We start from the raw sequence: 18,835 nt of genomic DNA on the forward strand, positions 1-18,835 counted from the left end.
AGCCGGCTCTTTTCATTTTACGCTTGGCATTTCTTTTACAACAATGACCGGTGTTATTTTCCGCAGTAAGCAATCATCCAGTTCACCTTGAGGAATAAGGCCGAGTGTCATGGCCGCTTCAATCTTTTGTTTGTCAGGCTGCTTCGTTATAATGATACAGTCCTGAAGGTTGAGTTCTTCGAGTTTTTGAACCGTTTTTTCCGTATGAAGACTTTCTGATTTACGGATCTGCCGCTGAAGTTTATAACTGCCATACAAAACTTCGCCTTTTTCACTTTCGCCGCACATATAATCAAAATGACTGTTAAATTTCTTCTTTAGTTCTGAAAGCTCGGCATCGATCGCTTTTGCCTGCTGGTTCAGCTCGTGAAAGCGGGAAACCATCTCTTCGGTAACTTGTCCACTTTTTGTTTTCACAGTTCTAAGCCCCCTCTTATTTCCTTACTTAATCCTATGGCGGGAGGGGAGGAGATAGTACTGTGTAGTATAATGAAAATAGGTTAAACACTCGCAGGAAAGGAGCCTTTACCTATGGATTTTGCATTTTTGATGGCGGAACAGCGCATCAAAGAGGCGATTGATAGGGAAGCCGCTGGAGTTAGAAGACCTGTCCTCTGTTCCTCCAGAATTTTATTATCAAGACCTAAATTATAAAAATCCTCAAAAATAAAGGAGAACACATATTAGTCATGTATAATATGTGCTCTCCTTTTTTCATGTCATGCGTTTTTTGATAAGGCGTGATGTATTATTTCCGCCAAAAATTCGTATATTCTGCTTTATCCTGAATATTAAATTCAATCATTTTCTCAAGCAATTCGTAATTTACCGGCTCATTCAACGGAATTCGAAACAAGCCTTTGGTAGCGCTGTAGCCAGCTTGTGCAATGTCATCGGCAAAGTGCGCAATGCCTACTTCTTCGGGTGAAACGCTCAAATGATGCTTCGCTGTGGAAAAGCCGATGATAAATGTGCCGTGATCGGAAAACATTGGCGTATTCCACTTGATTTGCGGTTCCAAATTTGGGAATTTATTAGCAACCCACGCCAAAATTTCCTCTGTTCGGTCGCGGTGGTCGGGGTTGTCGATACCTGCTAAATATTTTGCGAAAAATCCCATGACTTCCTCCTTCTATATTATGCTATTGCCGCCAAAAATTCGAATTCTCAGCCTTATCCTTGATATTAAATTCAATTATCTTCTCTAGCAATTCGTAATTAACTGGTTCAGTCCATTGAATTCGGGACAAGAGTGAAGAAGCGCTGTAGCCAGCTTGGGTGATTTACAGAAGCTGCACCTGTTATTATTTTTCTCCGTTTCAATTCTATATAACACCAAATCCTACTATGAAACCAATTGTAACATGATCCTAATCCTTTACCTTTTTAAAGTAACGCGCCCTAAACATAAAGAAAGATCACAATGCTTATTGAAGATTTGCGCCCGGCAAATAATACGGCGGCATCGTCTTCGTACGTTCATTCACTACGCTTACTTATATAATACAAAAAAAGCTGACCCGGAAGTACACGTAAAAGTGTCTTTCTGGCGTCAGCCTTTTTCTTTTAGAATTTATAGGTCCAAAACTGTTCTCTGTTGATGCGTTTTAACACTTCTGGAACTTTGTCTTTGTTTTCTTCCGCCATGGCGGCAATGATCCATTCGGTTTGGGAACGGTGGGCTTTAATCGCTTCAAGCTTTTGATCGGAAACGGAACTCACGTCATTGATCACATCGGGCTCACCGAGCATTTCATAGCAATCATTCGAGAATGCGACACAATGAACGTCCGGCCGCTGATCTTCAGGAAGCTGTTCAACCGCTCGGATGACAGCGGCCCCGGTAGCTTCATGGTCAGGATGGACGCTATAGCCGGGATAAAACGTAATGATGAGTGAAGGCTTCAGTTCATCGATCACGTTTCCGATTCGTGCAGCCAACGTTTTCGGATCTTCAAACTCAACCGTTTTATCCCGCAGCCCCCACATTCTTAAATCGTCGATGTTCAAGACATTAGCGGCTTGTTCCAGCTCTTTTTTTCTGATCTTTGGCAAGGATTCTCTGGTGGCAAACGGTGGATTCCCCATATTTCGCCCCATCTCGCCAAGAGTCAGGCAGACATAGGTGACTGGGACTCCCTTTTTTGTATTCATCGCAATGGTGCCTGAGACGCCGAAAGCTTCATCATCAGGATGTGGAAAAACGACTAAAACATGTTCGTGTGACATACGTTTACCTCCTATTCAAACGGATGAGGGCTGAGCTGAAGAGCGACGGCTAATTTACCTTCTGCATCGTGCCCTGCAAGCAGGAGCTGTCCGTCTTCGTTGACTTCCCAATGCGTCAAACCTTCAGCGTAAACCCACCCGATGTTAATTTTTAATCCTGCACGATAAGGAGATTTTTCTCCCGTAATCACTCCGCGCTCAAAATTTATTTTCGCGTTGCGTATATAAGCGCCCACTGAAAAAAAAGACTGATTAAAATGAGAGGCGTATGCTCCATTTGTTGTTTCCAAATGCAAATAAACGTCCCGGTTCAAGAATTGATCAATCTCATTTTGAACCGTTTCTGGTGTAATCGGCTGCAAGGTTTTCCCTCCTCAAAAAGCTTCATTTCAATCATTATACTTTAAGGATGGCAAAGCGTTAAATAAACTGCTTAGCAAAGAGATCGAAATACTAAGCATAAAAAAGAGGCATTAAAAAGTTTAATCCCTCTTTCAGCTTTCTATTTCTTTTTTTCATCCTTACGCACCACTTCTGTCGGATCAAAGCCTGGAGGTGATTTCAATTCATAGTGTGAAGTCAGTTCTTTTGCCAGTTCCACTTCCTGATTGTCGTGCACGATTTCATTTTTCGGAACTTGAGGAAGTTTGGCTTTGTTTTTATCACGTGCCGGCTGTTTATGGCTGTTGCCTCTGCCCATGGTTAACCCACCTTTTTCTTAAAATGATATGTGAGTAGAATCCCAAGTTCAGGATGTTTTTATTCAGGATAAATCTCATGAATAAAAAAAGAGCAAAACAAATGATGTCTGCTCTCTGTATGGTTTATTTAATTTTGGAGTTGCGGTATGCACTGTGGTCGGTCGGCCCGACATATTGATTCAGCGGGAACGAGTTGCGGATTGCTTCTGTAATAAAGTCTTTTGCAACGGCGATCGCTTCTTTTACTGATTTCCCCTTGGCTAATTCTGCAGCTACTGCAGAAGAATACGTACAGCCTGCTCCATGAGTATAGGTCGTATCGATTCGTTCAGATTCAAGAATATCGAAATTATCGCCATCAAACAAAACGTCGACTGCTTTTTCGTGAGCAAGCTTGCCGCCGCCTTTAACAATGACATATTTAGCGCCGGCAGACTGGATCTTTTGAGCGGCTTCCTTCATTTGATCAACAGTTGTAATCGGAGCCATTCCACTAAGCTGGGCAGCTTCAAAAAGGTTCGGCGTGACGACGGTGGCCTTCGGTACAAGAACATTCTGAAGCGTGTCTGCGAGTTCCGGCTGAAGCGGTTCTGCACCTTTACATACCATTACTGGGTCAACGACCACATTTTTTATATCATATTTATCAATAGCTTCTGCAGTGGCCTTAATAACATCAACAGAAGCAAGCATACCGGTTTTTACAGCATCCACTCCGATTCCTGCCAGAACGGTTTCAAGCTGTGCTTTGAACAAATCAAGAGGAAGTAAAAATACTTCATGGTACCAGTCTCTGTGAGGATCCTGGGCCACAACGACATTGATGGCTGTCATGCCGTAAACTCCGAGCTCCTGGAATGTCTTTAAATCCGCCTGAATACCAGCTCCGCCGCTTGTGTCAGAACCGGCAATGGTTAATGCTTTAAACTTACTCATTGTCCAATCTCCTTTTATGCCTGTCTTTTAAATTTCATCTATGTATTCTATTATAACAATGATTGCCAGCGAGACAAAATTCATGATTTCCTATAATATTCGTTTAACCTGACCTGAAAAAGTGAAAAGTAACAGCAGACAGATTTTCTTTGCTTCGTACGGTCAACCTATGTTTTACTATGTAACAAACAAATTAAATGAAGAAGGTGATCTCATGCTGAAAAAATTATTTGGTAAAAAAGAAAATGAAGCGCCTACAGAAGAAATCATTGTTTCACCATTAAACGGGGAGATCATAGGCCTAGAAGATGTGCCGGATCCTGTTTTCTCTGAAAAAATGATGGGTGATGGCATCGCGATTTTGCCGGAAGACGGTGAGCTGTTGTCTCCCGTTGATGGTGAAATCCTTCAGGTGTTCCCGACCAAGCATGCTGTCGGCATTAAAACAAAATCAGGAATGGAGATTCTTATTCATATCGGTCTTGAAACGGTCATGATGAAAGGGGAAGGCTTTACGTCTCTTGTTAAAGAAGGAGACCGTGTAAGAACGGGACAGCCGCTGATCTCGTTTAATGTTGATCTCGTCAAGGAAAAAGCGAAAAGCACCGTTACTCCAGTTATCATTACGAATGGTGATAAGGCAGGGGCGATTGAGAAGTTCCAAAGCGAACATGCCCAAGCCGGCACCACTAAGATTATGCAAATCAGTGACATTAAATAATAAAAGAGACCGATCAAAAGCATAAGAAACCTTTGATCGGTCTCTTTATTTTGGAGTAGAAACCTGCCGGCGCCCGTAAATTTACGTAATGCGCCCGTAAGCAAAAATTCCTTTAAACCAGCACATTGAAGTAGCGGGCTTCAGGGTGGGAGAAAACCAGAGCTGTGACGGAGGCTTCGGGCTCCATCATGAATCCTTCTGTCAGCTGAATGCCGATTTCTTCAGGCTGAAGAAGTTTGAACAGCTTTGCTTGATCTTCAAGATCCGGGCATGCTGGATAACCGAACGAGAAGCGCTGGCCTTGGTATCGCGCGGAAAAACGATCCTGCATCGAAAGGGTAACAGGGTCAGGGAACCCCCATTTATCCCTCATCTGGCGGTGAATGAGTTCAGCCAATCCTTCCGCAGTTTCAAGAGCAAGCGATTGAAGCGCAAAGCTTTCCAGGAAACGGCCTTCGGCTTTAAGCTGCTGAGCCCGTTCGCGGATGCCGCTTCCAGCAGTTACCGCAAAGAACCCGACATAATCCATTTCGCCGCTGCCGACGGGCTTGGCGTAGTCTGCCAAGCAGAGGTTCGGTTCTCTTGTCTGGCGTGGAAACTCAAACGTCTCAATGATATGGGATGTATCGTTTGGATCATAAATATAAAGTTTCTGCCCATCCGACTGTGAAGGGAAAAACTGATACAGTGCTGCTGGATCGATTAGTTTTTTCTCCTGGCTCTCCCGAAGCAGCTCATCGACGATTCCTTTTATTTCCAGTGCCCGTTCGTCTTTCTCGGCGAGCAGCCGTGAAACCTTTCCTTTCACTCCTAAATGGTGTCCGAGCAGCATCTGCAGATTAATGTACGGAACTACAGAAGAGAGCGGGAAAGACTTAAACACATGGCGTTCCGTATCTTTTGGAACAAATACTTTTAAACTCTGATTAACGGAAGGTCGAACTCTGACGGCCTCAGCAACAGCGGTGCCGGTACCTCCTCCGGACGGTGTGGCTTCTGTAACAGGCGCGGCAGGTGTTTTCGCCACAGGCTTTTCAAAAACTTCTCCTTTTTGAAGCTTGTTTGCAAGGCTCAATCCGTCCATCGCATCCTTGGCGTAAAGCACAGTCCCCTGATATTCCTGAGCAATCCGGTTTTCTGTAAACTTACGTGTCAAGGCGGCGCCTCCTACAAGAATTGGGACGGAAATACCCGACTCTCTCAGGTCGGAAGCGGTAAGCACCATTTGCTGAGCAGATTTTACAAGCAATCCTGAAAGGCCGACCACATCGGGCTTCTCCCTCTGAATGGCCTGAATCAGTTCTTGCGGCGTAACTTTAATTCCGAGATCCACCACTTCAAATCCATTATTGCCAAGGATAATATCTACAAGGTTTTTGCCGATATCATGGACGTCCCCTTTAACCGTGGCCAAAACGACCTTACCTTTCGTGCTGACCGCACCGCTGCTCTCCATATGGGGCTCGAGGTGGGCGACGGCAGCCTTCATCACTTCAGCGCTCTGGAGGACTTCAGCTACGATGAGCTGATTATCGTTAAAGAGCCGGCCGACTTCTTCCATCCCGGCCATAAGAGGTCCATTTATAATTTCCAAAGGCGCATCATACTGTGCCAGAGCAAGGTCAAGATCCGGAATGAGTCCTTCTTTCGTTCCTTCGACCACGTAAAAGGCGAGGCGCTCAGCAAGAGGCAGTTCCAAGACCGGAGTTTTTGCCTCCTTTTTCTTGCCTCGGTAGAACTCTGTAAAGGCTGCCAGATTCTCGTCGTTCGTCTCAAACAGCAAGGCTTTTGCCATCTCTACTTCCTTTTCTGGGATAGAAGCATAGCGTTCCAGCTTTTCAGTGTTGACGATCGCGTAGTCGAGCCCAGCCTGTGTACAGGCATATAGATATACCGCGTTTAAGATTTCCCGGCCGACCGGCGGGAGACCGAACGATACGTTGCTGATGCCAAGGATTGTCTGGCATTCAGGAAGTGTTTCTTTCAGCTTTCTCAAACTTTCCACTGTCGCATTGGCAGAACTGATGTATTGTTCATCTCCTGTTCCGACAGGGAAGACGAGAGGATCAAAAATAATATCGCTCGGAGAGATTCCGTATTTGTTCACAAGCAGATCGTAGGATCGTTTGGCGATCTCGAGCTTTCGGTCTGTTGTGACCCCCATGCCTTTTTCATCGATCGTACCGACAACAACGGCTGCTCCGTAACGGGAGATGATAGGGGCAACTTTCTCAAACCGCTCCTCGCCGTCTTCTAGGTTAATAGAGTTGATAATGGCTTTTCCCTGCGAGTATTTCAGGGCTATCTCCAGCACCTCGTCGTCCGTTGAATCAATAACAAGAGGCACTTTCACTTTTTTTACAGCTTCCTTAATAAAATTCTCCATATCCTGAAGCTCTTCACGGTCAGGATCCGCAAGGCAGATATCTATGACATGCGCGCCTTTCTTAACTTGCGCGCGGGCGATCTCTGCCGCTTCTTCAAACTTGCCTTCGGCGATCAGCCGCTTAAATTTTCGTGAACCGATAACATTGGTACGTTCGCCGACCATCAATGGGCGCATGGATGGATCATCATAGATCAGCGGCTCAATCCCCGACACGGCATGGGAATGGCTTTCTGGGACAGTACGCGGCTTCAGCGGTTTTAACGCTTCTGCGATGGCCCTTATATGGTCTGGTGTCGTGCCGCAGCAGCCGCCGGCGATGTTGAGCCAGCCTTCTGCGGCAAAGGCGCTGATTTTCTTTGCGAGAGTTTCTGGTGTTTCATGATAGTTCCCGTCTTCATCCGGGAGGCCGGCATTCGGATAACAGCTTACCGCTGAAAGAGACAGTGCGGATAAGGAGCGGATGTGGTCGGTCATAAATTCCGGCCCCGTTGCACAGTTGAGCCCTACAGCCAAAGGTTTCATGTGCTCAAGCGAGATGTAAAAGGCTTCAATCGATTGGCCGGCCAGTGTCGTACCCATCGGCTCAATCGTGCCTGACACCATGAGCGGGACTTCCTTTCCGACTGATTTAAACGCCCGTTTAATGCCGATAAAACCTGCTTTAACATTGAGCATATCCTGGCTGGTCTCGAGGAGAAGCAAATCAACCCCGCCGTCCAGAAGGCCTTTTGCCTGTTCTTCATAGGAAGAGGTCAGCCCTTCAAATGTTGCGCCTCCTGTAACGCTCAACGTTTTTGTTGTTGGTCCCATTGATCCGGCAACGAAGCGGGGCCAATCAGGAGTGGAGACCTTATCGGCAGCTTCCCGCGCGATCTCTGCTGCTATTTTGTTCGTTTCATATGCTTTATAGCCGAGGCCGTATTCGTCGAGCACAATATCAGTGGCCCCGAACGTATTGGTTTCAACGATATCAGCACCTGCTTCTAAATATTGCAAATGGACATCCAGAATTACATCAGGACGGGTAAAGTTCAGGTTTTCATTGCAGCCGTCCAGGTCTTCTCCGCCAAAGTCTTCGGCAGTCAGATTGGCTTGCTGGAGGATGGTGCCCATTGCCCCGTCCATGATCAGTATTTTATTCTTAAGCTGTTGTTGAAGGGTTTGATTAGACATTCTGAATCCTCCTTGTTTTTTTGCGGTCAATTTCGTAGGCATACTCCGTCAGTTCAGCCGTCAATTCATATCGCATGAATGGAGTGATCAGATAGAGGCCATTAAACAGTTCAGAAGCGGCATCTATCAGAGATTTTGAGATGGCAAGGCCTTCCCTTGCTGCGGAAACTGGGTCGTCTTTAAACTTCGCCATACGGTCACGCACATCGTCTGTCAGTTTGATGCCCGGCACCTCATAATGAAGAAAATCAGCATTGCGGCTTGAGGTGAGCGGCATAATCCCAACGTAGAAAGGAACCGGCAGATCTTTTACAGCTTCGTGGAACTCCAGCAGTTTCTCTTCAGAGTACACCGGCTGGCTGATAAAGTAGTCGGCGCCGCTTTCTATTTTTTTCTCTGCCCTCTGAACCGCTCTTTCCAGTGACTTCACATTTGGATTAAAGGCGGCACCGACGGTAAATTGCGTTTTTTGTCCCAAGTCTTTTCCGGAAAGTGAAACCCCTTCGTTAAACTGTTTGATCATTTTGATCAGTTCTATGGAGGTAACATCATAGACGCTTGAAGCTCCCGGAAAATCGCCTACCTTTGCCGGATCCCCGGTAATTGCCAAAATATCGTGAAGTCCGAGTGTATGCAGCCCCATGAGATGAGACTGCAGACCGATAATATTCCGGTCTCGGCAAGCGAGATGAACGATCGGCTGGACTCCAGTCCGTGCCTTAGCCAAAGAAGATAGGGAGGTATTGCAGATTCTTGGTGATGCCAACGAGTTGTCTGCAAGCGTAATGGCATCTGCCCCGGCTTCTTTCAATGCCTTTGCTCCTTCAAAAAAACGGGAGGTATCAAGCTTGCGGGGAGGATCAAGCTCAACGATGACCGATCGCCTTTCTTTTAGAATATCAGGCAGGGAAATCCCAGGTTTCTGCCTCGTTTCAACAACGGCAATAGGCTCTGGGCGCTGTCTGACTTCCTTTTCGGTAACAGGCTTCAGTCCATGAAGCTCTTCAGCGAAAGCCTCAATATGAGCAGGAGTTGTTCCGCAGCAGCCTCCGAGCAGGCGGATGCCTTGGTTTCTGAAAAGTGAAGCACTGTTCTTGAAATACTCCGCATCTCCTTCATACTGAAATTTTCCGTCCACATAGGAAGGAAGACTTGCATTCGGATAAGAGGAAAGATAGGCATGCTTGGGAATTTCCACTTCCTCAAGTGTCTTGATCATATGAAAGGGCCCAAGACGGCAATTCAGCCCTACGACATCCGCTCCTAAATCTTCAAGGCGTCTAATCGCTGTATTGATGGGTGTTCTGTCGTTTAGAATACCGACTTCCTGCAAAGAAATCTGCGAGATGATCGGAATGCTGGTCTGGCTGCGTGCAATTTCAAGAACGGTTTCCAATTCTTCCAAATCGTAAAAGGTCTCAAGAAGAAGGCCATCCACTCCTTCCAACAGAAGACAGTAGAGCTGTTCCCTAAAGCTTCTCTTTATTTCTTCAATCGTAAGTGAGCTTGGGCCCGTTCCACGGATTCCTCCGATGGTTCCCAGTACATACGCTTCATTGGCAGCTGCTTTTTTTGCAAGTCTTACAGCCGCACTATTCAGCTCTTTGACTTGCTCCTCCAATCCATATCTTTGCAGTTTAATATAGTTGGCGCTGTACGTATTGGTCTGAATGACATCTGCACCGGCCTGTATGTAAGCCTGGTGGATGGACTGAATCTGATCAGGGTGCGTCAGATTCAGCTGCTCAAAACAGCAATCCGTTCCATACGAGTAGAGAAGTGTTCCCATTGCCCCATCGGCAATCAAGATTTTGTCTTCAAGATCTTTCAATAATCCCATTATGCGGTCCTCCTGTTAGTTCGGTATCTTCCAGCGGCCCAATAAAATAAAAAAAGCCTTCTTAAAGAAGAAGACTTTGAAAGTTCGAGGTCATTCTTCTTATCTTCCAAGTTCGATTCGAACTTGTTGGACTTAGCACCTTTTCAGCTGCAGAGCTGAAGGTTGCTGAGGTGTCAACGGGCCATTCCCTTAACCTCTCTGGATAAGAAACCAAATAGCTATAAAATTAATTCTCTATACCTTACAATAATTGTTGGAAGATTTCAATAGCTTTTTCAAATGAAAAAAATGGTTGAGTTTTTATCAAAGGGGGACTCCTATAATGAAGAATAAGTATACCAACCTTGACGGGATACAAAACACACATACATTTAAAGATTTGCTGCGGTGGAGAAGAGAAAGGCGCGGCAACAAAAAAGATTTAGCTCAGCAGATTCCGCAAAGCCCGAAAAAGGAGATCAGCAGATTAAAAGAAAACCGGCAGCATCATTCCATCACATGGATCGGCCATTCTACTTTTCTCATTCAGATGGGCGGATGCAATATTCTGACCGATCCTGTCTGGGCAAAAAAGATGGGGCTGCAAAAGCGGCTGACTGATCCCGGAATTCCCATCAGCCACCTGCCAGAGATCGATCTCGTCCTCATCTCCCATGGCCACTACGACCACCTTGACTTTCCAAGTATTAAAAATCTGACAGGAGATATTTCCTTTTACGTGCCAGCAGGTTTGAAATCAATGTTTCAGAAAAAAGGATATGAGAAGGTATTCGAAGCTAATTGGTGGGATAACTTTTCTGAAAAGGGGCTGTCGCTCACGTTCGTCCCTGCTCAGCATTGGACCAGGAGGACGGCATTTGATATGAATACTTCTCACTGGGGAGGATGGGTCATTCAAGACATGAAGACAGGTGAAACACTTTATTTTGCAGGAGATACCGGGTATTTCAGAGGCTTTGAGGAGATTGGAGATCAATTTGAACTCGATACCGTTCTTATGCCGATAGGGTCTTATGAACCGGAGTGGTTTATGAAAATATCGCATATTAATCCTGAAGATGCTGTGAAAGCTTTTCAGGAAACAAAGGGAGCCTACTGTATTCCAATGCATTACGGAGCTTACAGGCTGGCGGATGATACAGGGCCTGAAGCCTTGGAGCGTTTGCATAAAGAATGGGGAAGAAAAGAACTGAAAGATCACAGGCTTAAGGTACTGTTGCTCGGGGAGACATGGTGGAAAAGTGGAAAGGAGCAGCCGCAATAGCCTGATTCCCGTTTTTCACCTTTAAGGGACATTTATCATACACTACACTAACACTTTTAAAGGTGGAGATAGCAATGGGGTGCATGGTTAATATTTACTATCTGAAGATAAATAGTCTGGCGAGCAACAGTTCATTGAATCTGGGATCAACCTTTCATAATAGCCATACAGCAAATACAAAATCTACAGGGGACAATAGTTCTGTAGGAGATCATTCACCAGCAGAAGCCATGATGAAAAACATGGTCTTTGATCCGGATGTTAATGATCAAAATGAATACGGAAATGCAGATACTTCGGTTGCAAACCAGCCTTAATGAAATGGAGCAATAAAAGAAGAAGGGGGGTCACCTCATGCCATATTTGTTTAATATTTTTAATATCAAAACGAATGGTGTGACCATGAACGGTAACATAGATATCGGCCCGACCGTCCATAACAGCCATACAGCCAATACAAAGTCAGTTGGTTCTACGATCTCTCTTGGAGACTTTTCTCCGTCAACTGGATTTATGGTGAACAGCAACATCGATCCGGATATCAGCGACCAAGGCCAGGTAGCGAACCCGTCCGCTCCAGTCACTAACCAGCCTTAACGTTCACCCGCCTGTTTTTACCGAAAGAGGGAGTCTGTCCAATCAGCTTTTTGTTCAAGCCATACACTGTAGGTAAAGAGCGAAAAGGATGGAACAGATTTGCGTTTTTCTTTCAGAATAGGAAAAATCATCACAAATGGTGTGACTCAAAATGGAAACATCGATATTGGAAGTACCGTCCAGAACAGCCATACAGCCAATACCAAATCGGTAGGGGCGGTTGTGGCGTTCGGTGACTGCTCAGATGCCTGCGCGTATATGATCAACTTCAACGAAGACAACGACGAAAATGATATGGGTCAAAGCGAAGGACAGGACGATCAGCAGAAATAATGAAGGAGCGCTTAATGGTAGCGCTCTTTTTCTTTGTCCGAGAAGGAGTTCTTTGCCCTAAAAAAGAAGCCTAGTGGTAGTGGTGGAGAATAATCTTTAAGGAGTTGCCATCGGATTTGAAAGAATACGCGCCGATCTCGTGAAAATACGATCCAATCTCAAAGAAATACAATCCAATCTCAATGAAATACGATCCGATCTCTGCAAAATACAGATAAAATGCAATGCACGTACTAGAAAGGAGCACGTAATGAAGTTAAATGAACTGAATAACAGGGTAAATGACATTATTAGCGGCCAAAATGGAGATTATGCTTACTGGATTGAAACGGAGGATGGCCACATTGAGTTTCAGGCAGATGAGGTATTCCCAGCCGCAAGCCTTATCAAGATACCCATTTTAATTGAAGCCTTTCGGCAGACAGAAGCAGGTCAAATCGATCTCGCTTCCCGTATTTCATTAAAACAGGAGGTAAGGGTTGGCGGTGCCGGGGTTCTCCAGCTTTTTTCTGATGAATCAGCTGTTACTGTAGCAGATATTCTCACGTTGATGATCACTGTTTCTGATAACATGGCAGCCAACATTATGATTGAAAAAACAGGCATGGAGAGAATTAATGATCTCCTGGCTGAATTGGGCTGCAGTCAGACAGTGCTCCAACGCAAGCTGATGGATTTCGAAGCTGTTAAGCAAGGAAAGAACAACTATACTTCCGCAAGAGATGTTATTCTTCAGCTGAAGGAGATTGACAGGGGAGGCAGGTTAAAGGACAAGAGCAGCCAAACCATACTTCATATTCTTCAAAATCAGCAGTTTCGCTATAAGCTTCCCGCCTATATGGATGAAGAAAAGATAACCATCGCGAATAAAACCGGAGAATTGGACGGAGTAGAGCACGACGCAGGCATTTTCACGTTTAAGAGAGAAAAGCTGTTTGCAGCGGTTCTAACGAAAAATTTACCGAGTGAAGCAGAAGGAAGACAAGCCCTGGCGCTTATTGGGAAAGCGTTGAATGACTATCTCTTGAATTATCAAAAAAATTAGAAAAAATTGTTTTTGGCTTCTTCGACAAAAAATGATAAAATTATGAATACTTAGTGAAAACGCATACATAAAAACAGAGGTGAACAGATGATTACGAATCAAAATGATCAAGGGCTCAAGCGAGGCATGAAAGCACGGCATTTATTTATGATCTCCCTGGGTGGTGTAATCGGAACCGGATTCTTTCTCGGTTCGGGAATGACCATTCATGATGCCGGTCCGGCAGGCGCGGTGATTTCTTATCTCGTTGGCGGATTTATCATGTACTTGACGATGCTCTGTCTTGGTGAGCTTTCAGTTGCTATGCCTGTATCCGGTTCTTTCCAAACATATACGACTAAATTTATCGGGCCTGGAACAGGTTTTGCCGTCGGATGGCTCTACTGGCTAGGATGGGCGGTTACCGTAGCCCTGGAATTTTTCTCAGCTTCAGCTTTAATGCAGAGATGGTTCCCTCATTCCGAACTTTGGATGTGGAGCTTAATTTTTGCAGGTATATTATTTTCTTTGAACGCACTCTCTGCGAAAGCTTTCGGAGAATCAGAATTTTGGTTTGCGAGCATAAAGGTTCTTGCCATTATTTTATTTATTATACTTGGCGGAGCGGTGATTTTTGGTCTGGTTGATATGAAAGGCGCCAGCTCAGCTCCAGGCTTCACAAATTTTGTTTCAGCGGGATGGTTTCCGAATGGATTCAGTGCTCTGTTTGTCACCATGATTGCTGTTAACTTCTCTTTCCAGGGAACCGAGCTGATTGGAATAGCTTCTGGAGAAAGTGAAAATCCTGAAAAAACCATTCCACGTTCCATTCGTCAAACGGTTTGGAGAACACTTTTCTTTTTTGTTCTTGCGATTGGTGTGCTTGCCGCATTAATGCCAATGTCTAAAGCAGGAAAAGTGGAAAGCCCGTTTGTCGTGGTCTTTGACAGCATCGGCATCCCGTATGCTGCGGATATTATGAACTTCGTTATCTTAACCGCGCTGCTGTCTGTTGCCAACTCAGGTTTGTATGCGGCAACTCGTATGCTCTACTCGCTTTCAAAAGAAGGAATGGCCAGTCCGGCTCTGGGAAGAGTAAACAAACGCGGTATTCCGATGAACGCGCTTTATATCACAATTGGCGTTGCCTTGCTTTCATTATTGTCTGCATTTAAAGCGGAAAAAACAGTGTTTGAATGGCTTCTGTCATTGGCAGGTTTGGGTGCGCAAGTGGGCTGGATTGCCATTACCGCTTCACAGTTCGCCTTTAGAAGAAAGTTCATCCGTGACGGAGGAAAGGTTGAGGATTTGAAGTTTAAGGTACCGTTGTTTCCAATCCTTCCGCTTTTCGCCACTACGCTGAACCTTGGTGTTTTGATCAGTATGGCCTTTGATCCTGCACAGCGTCTCGCTCTTTATTTAGGTGTTCCTTTCTTTATTGGCTGTTACCTGTATTATTACTTGGTCATTAAGAAAAGAGAAAAAACAGCAGCACTGCAGCGTAAAGCTATATAACGAAAAACAGCATCTCCATTACAGGGATGCTGTTTTTTTGTTTTCATTTTCCAATTATTGTTTTTCGGTTGACAGAATAAAGAAAGTCCATTACTATTGGTTATTGTACAACAACGCTTCAACGCATAAAAGCGTTTAAGTATTTAAGTAAAACAAAAGAGTATTGCATCAGGGAGAGGTCAAGCATGAACAGTAAAATCAAACCTTCAGGAGTCATCCTGTTATTTTTATTAATTGTAGCAACAATGTTTACAAGCCTTGTCGTTCTTAAGGTAGAACCCCATATTCCATTGTTTTTCTGTGTTATACTTACCGGTATTTTTGCCGTGTTCTGGGGAGCAGATTGGAAAACGATTGAGAAGGGGCTCATCTCAGGAGTAGTAAGCGGCATACAGCCGCTGCTGCTTCTGATCATGATCAGCTTTGTTATCGCAAGCTGGATGATGAGCGGAGCCGTTCCAACGCTTTTATTTTACGGCATGAATATCATTCAGCCCGAATGGTTCGCGCTGAGTGCTTTGTTTATTACCATATTGGTATCAACGTTTACGGGCAGCAGTTTTACGACCGCTAGTACGGTAGGAGTAGCTCTCATGGGAATTGCTCATGTGCTGAACGTGAATCCTGGCTTAGCTGCCGGAGCAATCGTGTGTGGTGCGTGTTTTGGAGATAAGATGTCACCGCTGTCTGATTCCACTAATCTGGCTTCGGGTACGGTAGGTGTCAATTTATTTGAACACATTCGCCATATGATGTGGACCACTGTACCTGCACTAATCATTACAGCAGTCATCTTTTTCTTTGCCGGTCATCAGCCGTCAGGAACGTCGATTGCACAGTTGTCTGAAATGAAAAAGACGTTGGGTGAACACTTTACCATTACACCGTTCACGCTTATTTCACCGTTAATCGTAATGGTGATGGCGTTCCGAAAGATGCCGATCATTCCAACGCTGCTTACAGGAGTGGTGACGGCTGTCCTCACGACCCTCTTCCTCAATCCGGCCTTTACGATCGCTCATATGATCAATGCGCTGGAAAATGGATTGAATATGAAGACAGGAAGCGATGCGGTTGATGCGATTGTAAACAAGGGCGGTCTTATCCCGATGATGTGGTCGGTTTCACTGATCATCATCGCCCTGTCACTAGGCGGACTTCTTCAGGAACTAGGAATTATCGATATCATGATTCGTTCATTTGAAAACTCGCTTAAGAAAACAGGCCATCTGATTGCAGCAACGGCTGCGTCAGGGCTGGGAGTGAACCTTTTGACAGGGGAAATGTATCTTTCTATCATTCTGCCGGGGCAGGCCTTTAAAAAGCATTATGAAAAAAACGGAGTCCCGTTAATAAATCTTACAAGAACGATGGAGGATGCGGGTACACTGATCAATCCTCTCGTTCCGTGGAGTGTGAGCGGTGCCTTTTTTGCAGCTACCCTCGGAGTATCTGCTCTTGATTACATCCCGTTCGCCTTTTTACTGTACTTGTCACCGCTGTTTACCCTGTTTTACGGGTACACAGGAATTGGATTAGCCAAGAAAAAAGGGCATGCAGAAACACTATCTAAAGCTTCATAAAAAAGTTGCATCAGGATATCCTCCTGATGCTTTTTTTATTTGGGTGAATGCAGGCTTCCTTTTGTTCATATGATGAAACGATAGATGTAAAATAAGCAGATCTTTAGGAAGAAGGGAGGCGGGAGTGATGAAACAGGTTCGGGGTCAGAAAGTCTTTTTATCTGATGCTGTGCTGTCATCCCTGATCTACACTCACTATGGATTGACGGTTCAGTCCATTGAGCGCGTACTCGCCATTCCAAAGGTGCATACAGATCAAGGGATCTTTGGTTTTAAGAATGCCAATGAACTCAATGATCTGCCGTTTGTCGCCCATTGTATAGAGTGGATGAAACAAAACCATTTTTCTTTTATTCCGAGCGTCCTGCCTTGTCATAATGGACAGGTATATTTTGAACATGAGAATGAACTGTACTATATGGAAGAGTGGGCGAAGGGAAGGGATATCCTGTTTGCTGACCTTTCATTGTGTGAGAGGATAGGGGCAGCACTCGCTCATTTTCACCATGCAGCTGATGGGGCGGTACCCCCGCCGGACAGCTCCCGGATGGAGTACGGCAGCCGGGTCCATAAACTGAATGGTGTTTATCAGGATATTCAAAAATGGAAGACAGAATATAAGCCTGTCCCGGAATGGACCTTCGAGCCGTGGATGCTGGATGTGCTTGAAACCAGATGCAGGCTGGCCTATTCTTATATCCACCGCCTTGAAGAAGAGCATGGAGAAGTGAAAGGAGCGCTATGCCACGGCAGTCTTCATCAAAGGAACATCCTGCTGGATAGGGATCAAAAGATTTATTTCATTGATGTGGAATCTTTGGTTTTTGCTGAACGGCCTTATGATCTGGCATCGTTCATCCATTATTATGCACCGTCCTACAATTGGAATCCTGCAATGATCCACCGGTTTATTAAAGGATATCAGAAACATTCCGTCCAGTCTCTCTCGTTTAATGAATGGAAGTTTTTATTCTCCTTTCTTGCTTTTCCGAGGAGAGTTGAAAGCTGGTGCTATCGCCATTTCGGGAGCCAAACACCTTCAGAATCAACTTATTTTAAACTTCTGGGCATCCTTGTTCACGATCAGCCAAAGGAAAGCCTGTTTACACAGTTTCATCCAGAAACTTTTGAGTCATCATTTCATTTGTTTCATGAAATGGTAAAGGGGAGGATGGGGTGAGAAGGCAAGCTATTGCAAGAGGCTGTTCGAAGCCTTTTTATTTTATTCTTTTCGCGCTGGTTTTTTGCGGGGCCTTTCTTGTTTTTTCCGTCTTTATTCATACACATCTGCTAAAAGAGTTCGACCGGTGGACGATGGCTGCAGTCTTATCGTTACGCACACCCAAATGGACGTCATTCTTTTTATTTATTCAGCAGCTGGGGTATAGGAAGGTCATCTTCCCGATGATTACTGTCATGGGGCTGTATCTTACGTTGTTTAAAAAGTTCAATGAATGCTTGTTTCTCTTTTCTACAGCGGCAGGGGCTTTTATTTTGAACGGATGGCTAAAGGCATGTTTTCACCGGACCCGGCCTTCTGTTCAGCCTTTAATTACAGAAAATGGATTCGGCTATCCGAGCAGACACACCATGCTGGCCCTTGCCCTTTACGGAAGCATCAGCTTTCTATTGTGGAGAAAATTACAGGGGGAAGGCACTCATTTGGCAAAAAAGCTGCTTTCTTTAACAATTGGAGTGGTGGTGCTGGTTGGACTCAGTATGATTTATCTTGGAGTCCACTATCCGACAGATATTTTCGGGGGTCTGCTAGCTGGAGCGGCCTGGCTCTGTTTATGCTGTGCATGGTATCTGCACATAAAAGAATAACGGCTTAGTAGGCATTGGCATAAGCAAACAGCGCCTGTTTGGACATACAATACAAAGGAGAACTGCAAGGAAACCAGGAATTAAACGGTTAAATCTCATGAAAGGAGCCATCAGCAGAGAATGAGCCATGGTCATAACCCTCAGAATAAAATGGATTACTACTACCAGCACTATCAATACCATGCAGAGATGTGTAAATATTATTATCAGCTCATGTTTGGCGAACAGAAAGAAACAGCAGAATATATGCTGCCTCCCAATATTGAGGTAAAAGAAAAATGGAAAACAAAAACATCCTATGAAAAGACCTATGCCCCGATTCAAAACCTGTCTGATCCGGATCAGCAGAAAGAATGATGACGTATGACGATTATATATCTGCCCTGCTGATCTGGTGTGTTCAACTAAAAAGGGATGCCAGGATGGCTGCACAAGGGTGCCGTTTATTTCGAAACAGAGAGATGATAAAGGTCTATGAAAACCGGATTAGCTCCTTTATCAGCGGACTCTATAGACTTCAGGAACTGAAAACAGCCCTTAAAATGAAAGAAATAGAGTCTGAAGCATGCTCTATATATCGGGAAGGATGCCGGATCTGGCGGGTACTCGGAAAAAGCGCTCTGTAAAAGGGCTGTTTTTTTTGCTTTTTGCAAGGAGATTTTCTTTTTCCATTTTCAGCATTGAAAGTGCTTTCATGCGGTGG

At 44.9% G+C, this 18,835-nt stretch carries 21 protein-coding genes and 1 riboswitch; of the genes, 13 read left to right on the forward strand and 8 right to left on the reverse strand.

The features are described from left to right. Nucleotides 1-12: 12 nt before the first annotated feature. Entirely contained in the window at nucleotides 13-417 is a 405-nt protein-coding gene (locus tag P4361_RS12355) for a hypothetical protein (protein WP_328089609.1), read from the reverse strand. 114 nt (nucleotides 418-531) lie between these two features. On the opposite strand from P4361_RS12355, the gene P4361_RS12360 reads away from it, so the two are divergent. Next, nucleotides 532-654 carry a hypothetical protein gene (locus tag P4361_RS12360; protein WP_255357603.1) on the forward strand — a complete coding sequence of 41 codons (123 nt, stop codon included), beginning with the start codon at nucleotides 532-534 and terminating at the stop codon, nucleotides 652-654. A 94-nt stretch (nucleotides 655-748) separates the two neighbouring features. On the opposite strand, the gene P4361_RS12365 is transcribed toward P4361_RS12360, so the two are convergent. The 5 genes from P4361_RS12365 to pdxK form a co-directional block, all read right to left on the reverse strand. Next, nucleotides 749-1,120: an iron chaperone gene (locus tag P4361_RS12365; protein WP_328089610.1), complete on the reverse strand. Its 372-nt coding sequence runs from the start codon at nucleotides 1,118-1,120 to the stop codon at nucleotides 749-751. A 446-nt stretch (nucleotides 1,121-1,566) separates the two neighbouring features. Further along, on the reverse strand, nucleotides 1,567-2,229 hold the full coding sequence (gene bshB2, locus P4361_RS12370) for a bacillithiol biosynthesis deacetylase BshB2 (RefSeq protein WP_053355733.1): 663 nt from the start codon (nucleotides 2,227-2,229) through the stop codon (nucleotides 1,567-1,569). An 11-nt stretch (nucleotides 2,230-2,240) separates the two neighbouring features. Next, nucleotides 2,241-2,591 (reverse strand): YojF family protein, encoded by a 351-nt coding sequence (locus tag P4361_RS12375; protein ID WP_062238658.1) that lies wholly within the window; start codon nucleotides 2,589-2,591, stop codon nucleotides 2,241-2,243. Nucleotides 2,592-2,731: 140 nt separating this feature from the next. Then, nucleotides 2,732-2,929, reverse strand: a complete 198-nt coding sequence (locus tag P4361_RS12380; RefSeq protein WP_053355731.1) for a YfhD family protein — start codon at nucleotides 2,927-2,929, stop codon at nucleotides 2,732-2,734. A gap of 124 nt (nucleotides 2,930-3,053) precedes the next feature. Further along, on the reverse strand, nucleotides 3,054-3,866 hold the full coding sequence (pdxK, locus tag P4361_RS12385) for a pyridoxine/pyridoxal/pyridoxamine kinase (protein ID WP_265408571.1): 813 nt from the start codon (nucleotides 3,864-3,866) through the stop codon (nucleotides 3,054-3,056). A 214-nt stretch (nucleotides 3,867-4,080) separates the two neighbouring features. Here pdxK and P4361_RS12390 point away from each other — a divergent pair, with 214 nt between their 5' ends. Continuing rightward, nucleotides 4,081-4,587, forward strand: coding sequence for a PTS sugar transporter subunit IIA (locus P4361_RS12390; RefSeq protein ID WP_256227093.1), 507 nt, complete (start codon nucleotides 4,081-4,083; stop codon nucleotides 4,585-4,587). Between the two features lie 112 nt (nucleotides 4,588-4,699). Here P4361_RS12390 and metH read toward each other — a convergent pair whose 3' ends face one another. Together metH and P4361_RS12400 are read right to left on the reverse strand one after the other, a co-directional pair. Beyond that, nucleotides 4,700-8,149, reverse strand: coding sequence for a methionine synthase (gene metH, locus P4361_RS12395; protein ID WP_328089611.1), 3,450 nt, complete (start codon nucleotides 8,147-8,149; stop codon nucleotides 4,700-4,702). Next, nucleotides 8,142-9,989 carry a bifunctional homocysteine S-methyltransferase/methylenetetrahydrofolate reductase gene (locus P4361_RS12400; RefSeq protein WP_328089612.1) on the reverse strand — a complete coding sequence of 616 codons (1,848 nt, stop codon included), beginning with the start codon at nucleotides 9,987-9,989 and terminating at the stop codon, nucleotides 8,142-8,144. The genes metH and P4361_RS12400 overlap by 8 nt, the downstream gene beginning before the upstream one ends. Before the next feature lie 96 nt (nucleotides 9,990-10,085). Further along, nucleotides 10,086-10,198: riboswitch (SAM riboswitch) on the reverse strand. 113 nt (nucleotides 10,199-10,311) lie between these two features. Here P4361_RS12400 and P4361_RS12405 point away from each other — a divergent pair. From P4361_RS12405 to P4361_RS12455, 11 genes are all read left to right on the forward strand, one after another. Next, nucleotides 10,312-11,253 carry an MBL fold metallo-hydrolase gene (locus P4361_RS12405; protein WP_328089614.1) on the forward strand — a complete coding sequence of 314 codons (942 nt, stop codon included), beginning with the start codon at nucleotides 10,312-10,314 and terminating at the stop codon, nucleotides 11,251-11,253. Nucleotides 11,254-11,327: 74 nt separating this feature from the next. Continuing rightward, nucleotides 11,328-11,570, forward strand: a complete 243-nt coding sequence (locus P4361_RS12410; RefSeq protein WP_053355725.1) for a spore germination protein — start codon at nucleotides 11,328-11,330, stop codon at nucleotides 11,568-11,570. Between the two features lie 37 nt (nucleotides 11,571-11,607). Beyond that, complete coding sequence (locus P4361_RS12415; RefSeq protein ID WP_062238646.1) at nucleotides 11,608-11,850, forward strand: spore germination protein; 243 nt, start codon at nucleotides 11,608-11,610, stop codon at nucleotides 11,848-11,850. Nucleotides 11,851-11,949: 99 nt separating this feature from the next. Beyond that, a complete protein-coding gene (locus P4361_RS12420) occupies nucleotides 11,950-12,183 on the forward strand; it encodes a spore germination protein (RefSeq protein WP_053355723.1) in 234 nt (77 codons plus the stop codon). Between the two features lie 250 nt (nucleotides 12,184-12,433). Continuing rightward, entirely contained in the window at nucleotides 12,434-13,228 is a 795-nt protein-coding gene (locus P4361_RS12425) for a serine hydrolase (RefSeq protein WP_328089615.1), read from the forward strand. An 87-nt stretch (nucleotides 13,229-13,315) separates the two neighbouring features. Beyond that, entirely contained in the window at nucleotides 13,316-14,722 is a 1,407-nt protein-coding gene (locus P4361_RS12430) for an amino acid permease (protein WP_053355721.1), read from the forward strand. Between the two features lie 185 nt (nucleotides 14,723-14,907). Continuing rightward, nucleotides 14,908-16,305 carry a Na+/H+ antiporter NhaC gene (nhaC, locus tag P4361_RS12435; RefSeq protein WP_328089616.1) on the forward strand — a complete coding sequence of 466 codons (1,398 nt, stop codon included), beginning with the start codon at nucleotides 14,908-14,910 and terminating at the stop codon, nucleotides 16,303-16,305. 127 nt (nucleotides 16,306-16,432) lie between these two features. Beyond that, nucleotides 16,433-17,485, forward strand: coding sequence for a phosphotransferase (locus tag P4361_RS12440; RefSeq protein ID WP_328089617.1), 1,053 nt, complete (start codon nucleotides 16,433-16,435; stop codon nucleotides 17,483-17,485). Continuing rightward, a complete protein-coding gene (locus P4361_RS12445) occupies nucleotides 17,482-18,132 on the forward strand; it encodes a phosphatase PAP2 family protein (RefSeq protein WP_328089618.1) in 651 nt (216 codons plus the stop codon). Before P4361_RS12440 ends, P4361_RS12445 begins: the two co-directional genes overlap by 4 nt. Before the next feature lie 120 nt (nucleotides 18,133-18,252). Then, complete coding sequence (locus P4361_RS12450) at nucleotides 18,253-18,489, forward strand: hypothetical protein (RefSeq protein ID WP_328089619.1); 237 nt, start codon at nucleotides 18,253-18,255, stop codon at nucleotides 18,487-18,489. Continuing rightward, nucleotides 18,486-18,758, forward strand: a complete 273-nt coding sequence (locus P4361_RS12455) for a hypothetical protein (protein WP_328089620.1) — start codon at nucleotides 18,486-18,488, stop codon at nucleotides 18,756-18,758. The genes P4361_RS12450 and P4361_RS12455 overlap by 4 nt, the downstream gene beginning before the upstream one ends. Nucleotides 18,759-18,835 lie beyond the last annotated feature (77 nt).

The sequence above is a fragment of the Fictibacillus sp. B-59209 genome, from assembly GCF_036216745.1.
Lineage (GTDB): Bacteria > Bacillota > Bacilli > Bacillales > Fictibacillaceae > Fictibacillus_C > Fictibacillus_C marinisediminis.

Bases quoted from the DNA above. Each gene is read 5' to 3' on its own strand.
- P4361_RS12360 (WP_255357603.1), top strand. From the start codon at position 532: ATGGATTTTGCATTTTTGATGGCGGAACAGCGCATCAAAGAGGCGATT.
- P4361_RS12365 (WP_328089610.1), bottom strand. From the start codon at position 1,120: ATGGGATTTTTCGCAAAATATTTAGCAGGTATCGACAACCCCGACCAC.
- bshB2 (WP_053355733.1), bottom strand. From the start codon at position 2,229: ATGTCACACGAACATGTTTTAGTCGTTTTTCCACATCCTGATGATGAA.
- P4361_RS12380 (WP_053355731.1), bottom strand. From the start codon at position 2,929: ATGGGCAGAGGCAACAGCCATAAACAGCCGGCACGTGATAAAAACAAA.
- pdxK (WP_265408571.1), bottom strand. From the start codon at position 3,866: ATGAGTAAGTTTAAAGCATTAACCATTGCCGGTTCTGACACAAGCGGC.
- P4361_RS12390 (WP_256227093.1), top strand. From the start codon at position 4,081: ATGCTGAAAAAATTATTTGGTAAAAAAGAAAATGAAGCGCCTACAGAA.
- metH (WP_328089611.1), bottom strand. From the start codon at position 8,149: ATGTCTAATCAAACCCTTCAACAACAGCTTAAGAATAAAATACTGATC.
- P4361_RS12400 (WP_328089612.1), bottom strand. From the start codon at position 9,989: ATGGGATTATTGAAAGATCTTGAAGACAAAATCTTGATTGCCGATGGG.
- P4361_RS12405 (WP_328089614.1), top strand. From the start codon at position 10,312: ATGAAGAATAAGTATACCAACCTTGACGGGATACAAAACACACATACA.
- P4361_RS12410 (WP_053355725.1), top strand. From the start codon at position 11,328: ATGGGGTGCATGGTTAATATTTACTATCTGAAGATAAATAGTCTGGCG.
- P4361_RS12415 (WP_062238646.1), top strand. From the start codon at position 11,608: ATGCCATATTTGTTTAATATTTTTAATATCAAAACGAATGGTGTGACC.
- P4361_RS12425 (WP_328089615.1), top strand. From the start codon at position 12,434: ATGAAGTTAAATGAACTGAATAACAGGGTAAATGACATTATTAGCGGC.
- P4361_RS12430 (WP_053355721.1), top strand. From the start codon at position 13,316: ATGATTACGAATCAAAATGATCAAGGGCTCAAGCGAGGCATGAAAGCA.
- nhaC (WP_328089616.1), top strand. From the start codon at position 14,908: ATGAACAGTAAAATCAAACCTTCAGGAGTCATCCTGTTATTTTTATTA.
- P4361_RS12440 (WP_328089617.1), top strand. From the start codon at position 16,433: ATGAAACAGGTTCGGGGTCAGAAAGTCTTTTTATCTGATGCTGTGCTG.
- P4361_RS12450 (WP_328089619.1), top strand. From the start codon at position 18,253: ATGAGCCATGGTCATAACCCTCAGAATAAAATGGATTACTACTACCAG.
- P4361_RS12455 (WP_328089620.1), top strand. From the start codon at position 18,486: ATGATGACGTATGACGATTATATATCTGCCCTGCTGATCTGGTGTGTT.